The organism is Vibrio tetraodonis, from assembly GCF_003350295.1.
In the GTDB taxonomy this organism is placed as follows: Bacteria; Pseudomonadota; Gammaproteobacteria; order Enterobacterales; family Vibrionaceae; genus Vibrio; species Vibrio tetraodonis.
Map to the genome: position 1 here is coordinate 337,934 of NZ_QLYY01000005.1, position 12,963 is coordinate 350,896.

The 12,963-nt window shown below is 41.6% G+C and carries 9 protein-coding genes; all 9 read right to left on the reverse strand.

Going from position 1 to position 12,963, the window contains the following annotated elements; all coding sequences use genetic code 11:
• Positions 1–45: 45 nt before the first annotated feature.
• Positions 46–2,385 (reverse strand): M4 family metallopeptidase, encoded by a 2,340-nt coding sequence (locus DPF90_RS01750; RefSeq protein WP_114784029.1) that lies wholly within the window; start codon positions 2,383–2,385, stop codon positions 46–48.
• Positions 2,386–3,048: 663 nt separating this feature from the next.
• Positions 3,049–3,477: a YccF domain-containing protein gene (locus tag DPF90_RS01755; protein WP_114784031.1), complete on the reverse strand. Its 429-nt coding sequence runs from the start codon at positions 3,475–3,477 to the stop codon at positions 3,049–3,051.
• 85 nt (positions 3,478–3,562) lie between these two features.
• Positions 3,563–4,291 carry a sulfite exporter TauE/SafE family protein gene (locus tag DPF90_RS01760; protein WP_114784033.1) on the reverse strand — a complete coding sequence of 243 codons (729 nt, stop codon included), beginning with the start codon at positions 4,289–4,291 and terminating at the stop codon, positions 3,563–3,565.
• Between the two features lie 104 nt (positions 4,292–4,395).
• Entirely contained in the window at positions 4,396–5,940 is a 1,545-nt protein-coding gene (locus DPF90_RS01765; protein WP_114784035.1) for a cryptochrome/photolyase family protein, read from the reverse strand.
• 1 nt (position 5,941) lies between these two features.
• Positions 5,942–7,264 carry a DASH family cryptochrome gene (locus DPF90_RS01770; RefSeq protein WP_114784273.1) on the reverse strand — a complete coding sequence of 441 codons (1,323 nt, stop codon included), beginning with the start codon at positions 7,262–7,264 and terminating at the stop codon, positions 5,942–5,944.
• A 324-nt stretch (positions 7,265–7,588) separates the two neighbouring features.
• Complete coding sequence (locus DPF90_RS01775; RefSeq protein WP_114784037.1) at positions 7,589–9,529, reverse strand: HAMP domain-containing methyl-accepting chemotaxis protein; 1,941 nt, start codon at positions 9,527–9,529, stop codon at positions 7,589–7,591.
• A gap of 184 nt (positions 9,530–9,713) precedes the next feature.
• On the reverse strand, positions 9,714–10,712 hold the full coding sequence (locus DPF90_RS01780; RefSeq protein ID WP_114784039.1) for a succinylglutamate desuccinylase/aspartoacylase family protein: 999 nt from the start codon (positions 10,710–10,712) through the stop codon (positions 9,714–9,716).
• A 29-nt stretch (positions 10,713–10,741) separates the two neighbouring features.
• Positions 10,742–11,488: a TrmH family RNA methyltransferase gene (locus DPF90_RS01785; protein ID WP_114784040.1), complete on the reverse strand. Its 747-nt coding sequence runs from the start codon at positions 11,486–11,488 to the stop codon at positions 10,742–10,744.
• Positions 11,489–11,586: 98 nt separating this feature from the next.
• Positions 11,587–12,765, reverse strand: coding sequence for an MFS transporter (locus DPF90_RS01790; protein WP_114784042.1), 1,179 nt, complete (start codon positions 12,763–12,765; stop codon positions 11,587–11,589).
• Positions 12,766–12,963: the final 198 nt, after the last annotated feature.

Genomic DNA, 12,963 nt, shown 5'->3' on the forward strand with positions numbered 1-12,963 from the left:
TTGCAAATTAGGGCTCCAAATGGAGCCCTGAAGGTTTAGGGTTGGTTATTGAACTTTGATAAAGCGATAGCGCTTGGTTTCAGAACAGATACCACCTGAAGTACAGACTTGGTATTCAACATTTATGCTGCCATTATGGCGGAACTTATCAACGTAAGATGTGAACTCAGTCGCACCTACCACTTTACCGTCACGCTTCACTACGTAGTAGTCGTCCGTCGCATATTCCCATGCTAACTTAACTCGCGCTTTACCATTTGGCTGCTTATCACCAAATTGCAGTCTTAGTGGGAATGCATCGGTTTGACCACCTTCAATAGTGACCGTCTTGTTGGTCGAAGTCGCTGTGCCTGCGTCATCCGTTACTGTTAGAGTTACCACGTAATCACCTGCTGCTGCATAAGTATGGCTAACAACAGCACCAGACTTCGAGGTACCGTCACCAAGATCCCATTGGTAAGACACAATTTGGCCGTCGCTATCAGTACTTGTGCTAGTCAAGTCGACTTTTTCACCTGTGACAACATAGTCAAACGACGCTACTGGTGGCACATTAGTACTGTCAGAACCATACGAAGCCGTTAGACTTGCATCTGCATATTCTGAGTAACCGAATACATTGATTGTGTAACGTCCAGCTTCAGGATTTTCAATCACACAAACTTCATCAGATACAGAATCACTCTTACAGATGTTCTGTTGCTGATTCGGCGCATAATCCAAACCAATATAGATATCTGGGTCACCACTTGGACCAGTCAACTCTACAGTGAATTTGTCTTGGCCCTCAGGTACCTCTATATCGAAGTAGGTTTTAGATCCTGTTTCGCCTGCAACCCTAACTGATTCGCCATTTTCTAGGCGTTGGTATTCTGGCTCTGGTGGTAGTGGTGGCTCAGCACAAGGTTCAACACCAACGATATCGAATGCTGCAACGACATCATCTGTACTGTAACCTAGGTCATTAGCTGCGTTTTTAACACCACAAGCGCCTTGCCAATAGTTGCTGTCTTCCGCCCAGTAGATCTGGTTTGCCAGTACAAACAATTCAAAGGCTTTTTTGGTATCCCAACCTTCTGTCGTCGCAATATGGTAGAAGGCTTTATTGAATACACCCGAGCTGTAGTGAACATTCAGCCCATCGTAGTATTCAGATGCATGATTAATAGACACGCCATCACGAGATGGATCGTCCATGTAGCGCAGTGCACCTTCCTCTTTGAAAATGTCACGGCCCACCATCCAGTCATTGGTTCCTTTCATGAAGTACTCAGCAGCCTCACCAGCAATATCTGAGAAAGCTTCGTTCATGCCACCTGACTGATTCGCATAAATTAGACCCGAGTTTTGCTCTGTAAATCCATGGCTGACTTCATGAGCTGATACATCAAGACTGACAAGAGGATAGAAACGGCTTCCACCATCTCCAAATGTCATCGCTTGACCATCCCAAAAAGCGTTTTCATAACTGCTTCCGTAGTGAACTCGCATCATCAACTTAAATGTCAAAGGCGCAGTGTCAAACCAGTTTTTGTACATATCGAACACAACATTACCAAAGTAATGTGCGTCGTTTAGCGGTGAGTGTGCGCCGTTAATTGATTTGTGTTCGTTACGTGGACACTCATATTTGTATGGTGTTGTGCCGTCAGTTGCCCCATCTAAATCAACGGTAACAACGTTTTCCGACTCCATGATGCAGTCAGTACCTTCTTCTTGAACATCAAGATAGTGGTAGTCCGTGCCATACTCATACATACCCGTTTTTTCATTACCACCTGGGCCTGTACCAATCTCTGCGTGCGCGATACCTTCCCAACGTTTAATGATTTCACCACTATGAGCATCGAGCATAGTGAAAGGTCGTGATGGGTGCCCTTGACCTTCAACTAAGTAAGAAACCACATAAATCAAGCGAGTTTTGTCGCCATCTTGGTAAACATAAAGCTTATCTTGCGTGTTGGATAACGACTTATCACCTGTTAGGCCAGTTTTAATGTCCTTACTTGCTAGCTCTAAGGCTCGAGCGCGATTGAAAGAAGGCTTAACAAACTTACGATCAACGCCTGTCATCTTGACATAGTTACCCTGAACCGACTTAAGCGCACCCCCACGGAAACTTTGTGTTGCATTTAGGTAGTGTCCCCAAACAGGTACACCCCAAATGTTTTGTTGAACCTTAACTTTGTGAATACCACGCTTCTGTATGTTGACCTGCTTTACCATTTTGAAGCTAGAGGAATTATCCACACCAAGCTGAGAGTTCAGCCCAGAAAAAGAAGTAAAGTTGATGGGTTTGCTCAGATAGACTGACTCACCGGCATGTGCTGACATTGAAAGAGCACTGGCTACGGCTACAGCCAATAGACGGTTGTCTAATTTCATTATGATTCTCCTTATCATGGCATTGATAAATGCCACTAGAACCATAACACTAATGATTAAAAAAAATACTACCTATTTTTAACATCAATTTAATAAATCAAACACGTGTACAATAAATTTAACTTATAATTTATAAAATCATACAGTAAAAATACAAATATCTTGTTGTATCGATTTAATTACACAAAACGCAAAGGGATATTTGTATATAATATTAACTAATACAAATAAATGCTTCATCATAAGAGAAAAAAAACACCAAAAACAGAATAATTAACTAGTTATATGGATATTCAAATAGATTATATTGGGATATAAACAAATAATATAGTGACTCATTAATGATGATAATCCAGCTTCTAGTAATAGAATAAAAATTATATTAACAAAATATTATGACATAAAGCATAAATAAAACTGGATGAGTGAATGATATTATTCCATTTTTTTAGAATAGAAGAATTTAAATAAAACCTGCCTCTTTATCGTCTGTGTCTCTATAAAGAATAAATGACTTTTCACAGTTTGAATTAGGTCATGCTAAACAAAAAGTAGAACTAAAGTGGTAGTGCAAGAATTATCGTGTTTGTATCAAGAGGTAAACCTCAGCAGAGTTTAAATGCTGCTGAGGTAGGGTATAAATTTGTTGAGAGTAATGACTAATTAGCGTCCATATTTTGCCATTGCCGCTTGTTCTTTGGGTACAATGGTTTTTCCGATCGGGGCTAAAGAGATATAGGCCAATTTCAAGTGTTGGAGAGCAAATGGAATCCCTATTATGGTTATAAAACAAGCGACCGCAGACATGATATGCCCGATGGCTAGCCATACTCCTGCAAATATAAACCAAATAACATTACCAATGAGCCCCAAAGTTCCAGTACCTATATCTTTTTGCTTGGTCAGTTCATCACGAGCAACAGCCTCGTGACCAAAAGGAAAAAAGGAAAATTTTCCTATAACAAAGCAGGCTCGCCCCCAAGGTATTCCCACTATACTGATAAACGCAAGTAGACCAAAGAACCACCACATTAGTCCCATCATGACTCCGCCCAGTACAAACCACAGAATATTACCTATCGTTCTTAACACCTGATCCTTCTCCTCATCAAAAACCCTAGTATCGATTCTATTATCATTATTTTTTCTGAATACAGAATGAACATCAGCACAAAAATTATGATACCCCCTGCCATACCGCTGTCACACCACTAATAGTGCAAAGCAGCAGGGCTGCGAGACGAATTTTTTCTTTGGGTAAACTCTGAGTGGTTGCCAGTGCTAACTTGTAACCAAACCAGCTTGCAGGAAGTAAAGGCACGGTTATCCATAAATGGTGGAATGTCAAAAAGCCAACCGGAACCTGAACAATTAAAGACATAATTGAGCTAAAGACAAAAAACGCCGAGAGGTTTCCTCTCAGTTGATTCGCTTCTTGGTGTTGTAGCAATAATGCCATTGGGGGGCCACCAATCCCTGAACTGGTGCCAAAAAAACCAGAGAAAAAGCCCGCGATGCCCATCCTCGATGAAGTAGGCTCGATACGAAATGGCAGTAGACTCACTCCGACAGCTAACAATACCAGTAAACCCAACCATAAAGCTAAGATGTCAGTCGATACCATCACAAGTAGTAAACCACCAGCAACCGACCCCGGGACACGGCCGATTAACGCCATTTTAAGCCCTCCAATTTCGACACTCTCTCTATGTTTGAGGGCATTGAGAATGGAAATGTATAGAGCAACTAAACATATAGGTGCTGGCACGTAATCTGGTGATATCAAAAAAAGCAAAGGCGCAGCAACGATAGCCAAACCAAAGCCTATTGCTGTTTGAACGAATGAGCCTAAAAAAATCAAAAACGCCGCAATTAATGCTTCGCTGGTTATCCATTCACTGTACATATCTGTTAAGACTTTGTTAAATTGGAGTCTTTATCATACTCTAATTTTGCCGTTTAGCTCCCTCTCAAAAGTGAGTTTCTGACATTTATTTAACTTAATCATAATTAGAGTTCATCCAAGTGTTGCAGATAGTATTCCGCTTTTTGCAAAATTTTTCCTTGAGCATCATCGTCACGATTGTCCCACGAACGATAAATCATGCCCACGCGAGGGTTTTGGGTGAGAAGCTCCCTGTGTTTATGCATAAAACGCCAGTACAAACTATTCAGTGGACAAGCATTAGGCTCTGACTTGCCTTTCACATCGTAGTGACAGCTTTTACAGTAGTCACTCATTCTATTGATGTAAGATCCACTCGCTGCGTAAGGTTTTGTTCCAACGATTCCACCATCGGCAAATAAAGCCATACCGCGTGTATTCGGCATTTCAACCCACTCGATTGCATCGACATATATCCCTAAATACCAGTCATCGACTTGGTCTGGTTCTATCTCAGTGAGAAGGCAGAAGTTTCCAGTTACCATTAAACGTTGGATGTGATGGGCATAAGCAAACTCTAGAGACTGACCAATCGCCTCTTTTACACATGACATTTTGGTATCACCTGACCAAAAATAGCCTGGTAGATCGCGACGAAACTGAAAGTGATTACGCTCAGCATAATCGGGCATATTGGCCCAATACACACCTCGAATGTACTCTCTCCAACCCAAAATTTGGCGAATAAACCCCTCTACCTGAGCAATATCAACCTCAGAGTTCGCTTCATAGGCTGATAGTGCACTATCTATCACCTCTAATGGGTCTAACATCTTAGTATTCAGCGCAAAAGAAAGTCGGCTATGATACAGCGACCATTTAGCTTTGTGTTCTTTGGTCATTGCATCTTGAAAGCGGCCGAAGTTTGGTAGGCATATTGAGCAGAAGTGAGCTAAAAGCGTCAGGCTTTGATTGCGATTTATCGGCCATAAAAGCGGTCCAGACATGTGCCCTATGGTTTTAATTTTGTGTTCATCTATAGATTTCAATACCTCAGAAACATCGGTGCTAAAAAGTAAAGGCGAAGGTAGGGTCGCTATATCTGACGTTTTGAGCTTACTTCTGTTGCTGGCGTCGTAATTCCATTTCCCACCAACAGGTTTGTTCCCATCCATCAAAATGCCAAATTTCTTGCGCATCTTACGATAGAAATGTTCCATCATGATGTGTTTCCCTGTCGGAAAAAACTCTTCAATCTCATCATATGGCAACAGAAAGTGCTCAGTCTCGACACATTCAATATGACATTCCAAGAGAGTAAATCCCTTCAAAGCACTCAATAGACGATACTCATCAGGCCTTTGATACTCAAATCTTGTCGCATCGGCTTTTTGCACGACAAATTGTATAAGATCAGTGATAGCCTCAAAGTCTTTGGTTTGATCAAGCCTTAAGTGCTCGACTTGATGCCCCATCTCTCGTAGTTCATTGGCAAAGGCCTCCATAGCGCAAAAAAATGCACAAACTTTTTGGACATGATGCTTAACATAGGTTGCTTCTGTATGAAGCTCAGCAATCACATATAAGACAGAGCTATCTGCTTTTTTAAACCATGAATGACGAGCGTTGAGTTGATCTCCCAGAATGAGACGAACGGTACGATACCCCATATTAGTTGTCTCCTTTAGCGGGTTCTATCGGCCAGTCCACCATATCTACTTGATCTAATTGTCTCATCACCGCTTTACCTCGCCATTTTTTGATAAAGGTTTCATCTGGGTCGTACATCTGAGTTTGCTTATCTAAATTGAACTGGCGAGATCCCCTCGGATCAGCTCCGACACCTGCCAGATATTGCCAGTTTCCCCAATTTGAAGCGACATCATAATCAATGAGCTGAGTTTCAAAATACGCCGCGCCATAACGCCAGTCGAGCTCAAGTTCGTGAATCAAACAACTTGCTGCCAACTGCCTACCGCGATTGGACATATATCCGGTCGCTTTCATCTGCTTCATACAGGCGTTAACAATAGGAAATTGTGTTTCGCCTTGTTTCCATTGCTGAAACCGATAACTATAAAAGCTCGTTAACGGCGTCTGTCGGTTTATGCCGGAGAAATGAAACAAGCGCGCTCGCCACTTTCTCGCGTACCATCGAAAGTACTCTCTCCAGAGTAGTTCAAAAAAAATCCAATAGGTTGAATCATTGGCACCCTGCTTACTCTCAAATTCTTTGAGTAAAATAAAAATTCTCTTTGGGCTCACACATCCCAAAGCCAACCATGGTGAAAACTTTGTCGAAAATTCAATACCATCTAGCCCGTTACGAGTCTGCTTATACTGCTTAGCCAAGTGACCTGAAAAATAGTGTTCACAATGAGCCATTCCTTCGTGCTCACCACCTAAAAACTGCTTGCAAGGTATGGATTCAAATGCGTTTGAATCCATGTAGCCTGACACAATTGGTGGTAATTCCAAAATCTTCGGCGTCAAGCCTATGGGAAGATGCTCAACTTTCTTTCTGAATTGAGTGAAAGTATTGGGCAGATCTTCCAATGAAAAAGGTAATAATGCTTCACTAAATAGGTTATTTACCGGTAGCTGAGTGCATATGAGTTGAGGGTATAGGCGGGATAATAATTCAACCGTACTCTGTTCATTAGACCCAGAGAACAAATCACTGTAGAAGTGGGTAACTCTATATTGTTTGATAAAATCTGAGAGTATATCGAAAGGTTCACCATGTTGAACGATAAGCTTCTGACCCAAACTGCCAAGTGTTTGGGATAAGGATACGACACTATGAGACAAGAACGCTTGCCTCTGTTCACCCAATTCTCGCTCTTGTGAATATTGGCAAAGGTACTGGTCCACACTGGGAAAACAATAAAAACAAATCAACCGATCCACTTCCCGAGAAGCTTTGAAAAGCAGATCATTGTCCTGAACTCTTAAATCACAATGAAACCAATATAGTCCAATCTTTTCACTCACTCTTGACTCTCCCATTTTGTCTTTAATGAGTGTTACGAAAAAATTCGTATTCTGGACTTATCGGAGTTGAAATAACTAATAATGCTAATTGTTATCTCACCAATTGATAATGGCGTAAGATTAGCTGAAAACGGCAAATGCTTTACGTGTTGCTAAACATTGGCTCAAGGACTAAAGCGAGCGTAAGCTCATTACATAAAATCCCTCTACATTATTTAAATACCATCGGACAGTAACAGGAAAGCGCCCTTCCCGGACCATGCATGAACAGATTAGGCGGCCCAGAATGAGGAGTTGTCTTTCCGCAAACGAATTTTGTTACCACTACAATTTAAAGAAGGTCAGCAAGTCTTTTTGTTTCGCGACCAACTCGGAAAGCTCTTCACTTGCTCTTTTACTCTCTTGGACACCTGCTACGTTTTGATTAACGATGTCAAAGGTTTGAGAAACATTACGAGATATATCTTGCGTGACACCTGATTGTTCTTCGGAAGCCGTAGCAACCTGTGTATTCATATCTGAAATCAGATTCACCGACTCTGTTATCGATGAAAAGGCTGACCTTAGCTGCTCTGAATAATCTCTGGATTGATGCGATAGAGAAAGATTAGCTTCCATAAACTGATTTGCTTCCTTTGCTTGTGCTTGCAGTCTTGAGATTATATCTTGGATATCGACTGTAGACTTTTGTGTTTTGGCAGCTAATGCACGAACTTCATCTGCCACCACAGCAAAGCCTCGTCCTTGTTCTCCAGCTCTCGCTGCCTCAATAGCTGCATTGAGAGCTAGTAAGTTAGTTTGTTCTGAAATTGAGTTTATAACCTCTACCACAGTACCAATTTCGATAGAGTACTCCTGTAGCTGATTGACAATTTTAGATGTTTCGTCGATGGAATCGCCCACTTTTTTGGATATATCATCTGACGCATTAAGAGAGTTGCTCCCGACGTTAACGCTATCAGTCGCTTTCTTCGCAGAACTCTCTGCGTGTGTTGCGTTTTGACTAACTTCACTAGCTGTGCTTGATAACTCATTAATCGCCGTGGCTATTTGTTCCATTTGGCTAAGTTCTTGCTGAGCATTATTTTCCGTAATCGTCATAACCTCATTAAGCTTGCCTGATGAGGAAGATACGCTGTCAGAGATTTGATGGATCCCTTCAATTATTCTCCTCAGCTCAACTCGCATTTTTATAATGTTTGCGTATATGCCAGTTTCTTGACCCGAAACTTTTACCTGAGAAGATAGATCGCCAGATGCAGCTTCTGCGACTATTGATTGGATTTCGCTTGGCTCCCCTCCTACTACAGTGAAAACGCTGCGATAAATCTTAAACGCAATCACTAATGCAGACACCACTATAAAGACTGAAAGTGATACAATCAGAATTTGTGTACTCGCAAAGCGTTCAACCATCGCGGGACCGACTGTATCTTGTTCGTTTTTGGTCGTAAGCTTAACATTTTCAATCGATGTAGCGGCAGCCACACCGGCAACGTCTAAGGTTCCAGTGATGACACGGTTTTTGCTGTTCACGGCTTCAATAACTTGCTTGAAACTTGAGTTGTACTGCTGAAGGGAAGATTCAAATTGGTTGAACTGAGATATTTGTTCACTGGAAATTAGCGAAGACTCTAGTTTTTCAGACCACTTTGCAACTTTTGTGAACTCGGAGATAGCACGCTCAGCGTAGCTTTGTTGATTGCTTGATAAAAATTGTGAAGCATATAAACGTGCTAAAAGGACGTACTGCTGTAGACTGCCAGCATTAATCGAAACCTCTATGTCCTCGTCGGTGTATGCTCGGCTCATAATGTCGGTAATTGATTGTCTCATCTGTTGACCAGAGGGTTTGAGTTGTTGGTCGACGAGCTGGTTGATATCCTGGGTATATTCGACCACTTGTTGAAAGCCATTTAGATATTGTTCAAGTTGGCTTCGGATTGAACGGAACTCATTTTCCAAGTCTTTACTAAGTTCTGTTTTTAGTTGTTCATCTATTAGTTCGAGAGCGATATTTAGTCTTTGTGCTAGGCTATCAATATGTACGGTATCATTGGTCTGAATATATTTTAAAGCAGATAACCGACCTTCAAGGATGTTCGCCTGTATTCGGCCTGTCGCAACACTTGTCAATGCCAATCCTCTATAGGTACCAAATGAATCACTTGATTGGTTGAACCTAATAGATGAGACTATTGCGAGCACAAAAATCAAACCTAACATCAACCCAAACCCAGTTGCTAACAGCTTCTTTAAACTCATTTTCTACACCTTACACGATTATCGCTTTATATAATGACAGTAATATTAATAATGTTAGTAGGGTTTACTGTTTTTTAAAGAGTGTGGATTTGTGGTGAGTAGTCAGCAAATTCAACAAAAGTCATAACGCATGGTATGCAGAATCTCGGTCGAGAATAGATAAGGCAATAATCTAAATGTGGTACTAATCAATTAAGCGTACCACAAGCGAGCCTGGCGCACGCACAGATTCAACATTATGGCTAATAACAGTGCCTTTAATAGGTGAGCGATAGGTATGAATTTCGTCACCAAAGCTATTGTATTGTGTTGCTAACACCTGCCCTGTTTCGACAACTTCAAGCAAAGAAACATGGCAAATAACAAAGCCTCCTTGCTCTGCTCTTATACTTGTTATGCGACTCCCTTCAACACATGGTGTTTTCTGTGTATCAACTTGACCATCAATAATTTTATAGTGCTTACAAATGTTTAAGATGCCATGAGCAGCACGCTCTATCATGTTAATATCCGTATATCGACCAATGCCCACTTCAATCGTAATCGAGGGGATGCCCGCTTGGTTATACACGGTTTCCAAAATGCCAGGATCCCCGGGATCATTTAAGATAACATCTGGGCAAACTAGCCTTGCCATCTTAATCGCATCATCCAGTCTGTAGTCCGCAAAGGTATACAAAGGATACGCTGAACCACTGGTTTGCGAGTGAAGATCGATAGCCAGATCCGCATTGGGCTGAAGCAGGTTTTGCCAAAGGCTGTTGGCGTAACGATTAGCATCATCTCCGTTAGGACTGCCAGGGAAGATACGATTGAGGTTTGCCGATGAACTATCAGGAGCCGCAGAATGAAAGTCTCGGCTGTGGCGAACTATACCTGATAGGTTCACGGTCGGCACTATGGTAATACAACCTTTGATCGTTTGGTTTTCCAACACTCTTGCCAATTTCTGAGCAGTCAAAATCCCGTTTTGTTCATCACCATGAATACCTGCGGTAATGACGATACGTTTACCAGGTTTACTACCTTTAAAAACTCTCACGGGCAAAGTTTGAGGGTGACCAATTGCATCAGTTGCAACAGCGAACCAAAACTTGTGTTCTCCTGGCTCTAAAGTATCAACATCTAATGCCTGTAAAGTGGGATACATAGGCACTATGCATTCATTCAATGTTTTACTCATTCGATCACTACCTCATACATCCTGAGTACTCAAGCTTCATTATATGCTTGCTGGCGACGCATATTATCCAAAATAATCCCTGTAGCCATAGCCACATTAAGTGATTCAGCCCCACCAAATAAGGGAATAGTAATTTTGTCAGTCACAAACTTGGCTGCGGCTTCACGAATACCGTGAGATTCACTCCCCATCAGTAAAATACCCTGGCCTGAAAAGCTTGTTTTGTGGACGCTAGCACCTTGCAGAAATGCTCCATAAATAGGAACCTCAGACTGCTCAAGATATTCAGGCAAGTCAAGCTGCGTCACTGTCACTCGGCCAAAACTGCCCATAGTAGCGCTAATGGTTTTCGGGTTGTACGGATCCGCGCAATCTCTACTAGCAACGATGTGCTTTATACCATACCAATCGGCAACACGGATTATGGTTCCCAAATTTCCTGGATCAGAAACACCATCTAATCCAATAATAACTCCCTCAGCTTTAGGTACCTTGGTATCCGGTATCTCAACAACTGCAATCGCAGCATTATTGCTCACTAGAGTACTGACTTTGGTAAGTTCATCTTCCGTTGCTTGCACACACTCAAAACGATTAAGCTCATCTTGATAAGAGGCCAGAAAATCTGCCGTTGCAAAAATATGCTTGGTTTTTAAGTTACTGTTTGCTAACTCAAGTACGTTTTTTTCTCCTTGGACTAAAAACAGTCCCTGAGCTTTACGCTGTTTTTTCTGGCCTAAAGCACGCAAAAGTTTGAGCTGATTTTTCGAAATCATAATAAATCCAAGGTAAAAGGGTACAAACACCCTTATTAAAAACGTGCGAGATTATAGAGTAAAGCTCTAGTTAGCTAAAGTGCTTAGCAAATATTCGCTCAGTTCCAGAAAAGAATACGCACTTCATTACCCTCTTCTGGTTTGGCTGGAATATTTAAAGATAGAATCAGGGATACGCCTGCCATTATCGCCCCGATGTAGAAAACAGCCGCAGGAGATACAAGCCAAATAAAACCAAAAGATACAGGAATGAATACCGCCGCTATATGATTAATAGTAAAAGAAACACCTGCGGTTGAAGCCATGTCCGCAGGATCGGCAATTTTTTGCAAGTACGTTTTGATAGCCAATGCTAAAGCAAAAAACAAATGATCGATAACATACAAAGCCGCCGCCCACTGCGCACTCTGCACTAAGGCATAACCCACAAAGACACCAATGAGACCAACGTACTCAAACATCAAGGCCTTGCGTTCGCCTACTTTTCCAATATAGCGACCAATCTTTTTAGCAAATAAGAAGTTAAACAAATAATTGATTAAAAACAGCAGGGTAATATCTGCAGCCGTGTAACCAAATCGTTCAACCATCAAAAATCCCGCAAATACAGTAAATATTTGTCTACGGGCGCCACTCATAAAGGTTAAGGCGTAATACAACCAATATCGTTTTCTCAGTACTAGCTTTTTGTTTTGCTGAACTTCGGTTTGAAACTGGGGAAATACCAAGGCCATCCAAACCACAAGAGTAAAACCTACCCCCCCAAAAATAAGATAAACCCATTGGTAATCTAGACTAAAAACTTCCAAACAGACCCATAACGCTCCATAGGTAAATAAAGATGCAAGGGCACCAATCGAAATAAACTTACCCAGCATTTCTGGTGCTTCGTCTTTTGACAACCATTGCAGAGACAAAGACTGCTTCAGCGTTTCCAAGTAATGGAAACCTGTCGACATGAGAAGTGTGGTGCAAAGTAACCCAAATAGAGACGGAAAGAACCCGGTAATTGCAGTTCCTAGGGTCAAGGCGCCAAGTGCAAGCAAAATGAACTTCTGCTCTCGAATGAACACCAGAACAAAGACAGCAGTGAACGCCAGAAAGCCAGGGATCTCACGCACACTTTGCAGCAATCCAATATCTGAACCATCAAAATTCGCACGCTCAACAACAAAGTTGTTGAGCAGCGCCATCCAACTAGAAAAAGCAATCGGCACAACAATAGAGATAATAATTAAAAAATTCTGGGGGGTTTTCCAGCTAGAGTGATGAATCATGATTAAGTCCTTTTAAACCAGTAGGCTTAGCTTAAATCCGTCCAAACCAATAGACAAATTTATTTACAATTAATTTACCAAGAAAAATTAAATTGCATAACCTTCAGTTGCATAAGCTCACGAAAACATTAAGGTCTCCCAATCCTTGGGTAAAATCCAGCACATCTCTGTACGATAAATGAGCATTCTAAACTTTGA

Bases quoted from the DNA above. Each gene is read 5' to 3' on its own strand.
- DPF90_RS01765 (WP_114784035.1), bottom strand. From the start codon at position 5,940: ATGGGGTATCGTACCGTTCGTCTCATTCTGGGAGATCAACTCAACGCT.
- DPF90_RS01790 (WP_114784042.1), bottom strand. From the start codon at position 12,765: ATGATTCATCACTCTAGCTGGAAAACCCCCCAGAATTTTTTAATTATT.
- DPF90_RS01750 (WP_114784029.1), bottom strand. From the start codon at position 2,385: ATGAAATTAGACAACCGTCTATTGGCTGTAGCCGTAGCCAGTGCTCTT.
- DPF90_RS01785 (WP_114784040.1), bottom strand. From the start codon at position 11,488: ATGATTTCGAAAAATCAGCTCAAACTTTTGCGTGCTTTAGGCCAGAAA.
- DPF90_RS01780 (WP_114784039.1), bottom strand. From the start codon at position 10,712: ATGAGTAAAACATTGAATGAATGCATAGTGCCTATGTATCCCACTTTA.
- DPF90_RS01760 (WP_114784033.1), bottom strand. From the start codon at position 4,291: ATGTACAGTGAATGGATAACCAGCGAAGCATTAATTGCGGCGTTTTTG.
- DPF90_RS01775 (WP_114784037.1), bottom strand. From the start codon at position 9,529: ATGAGTTTAAAGAAGCTGTTAGCAACTGGGTTTGGGTTGATGTTAGGT.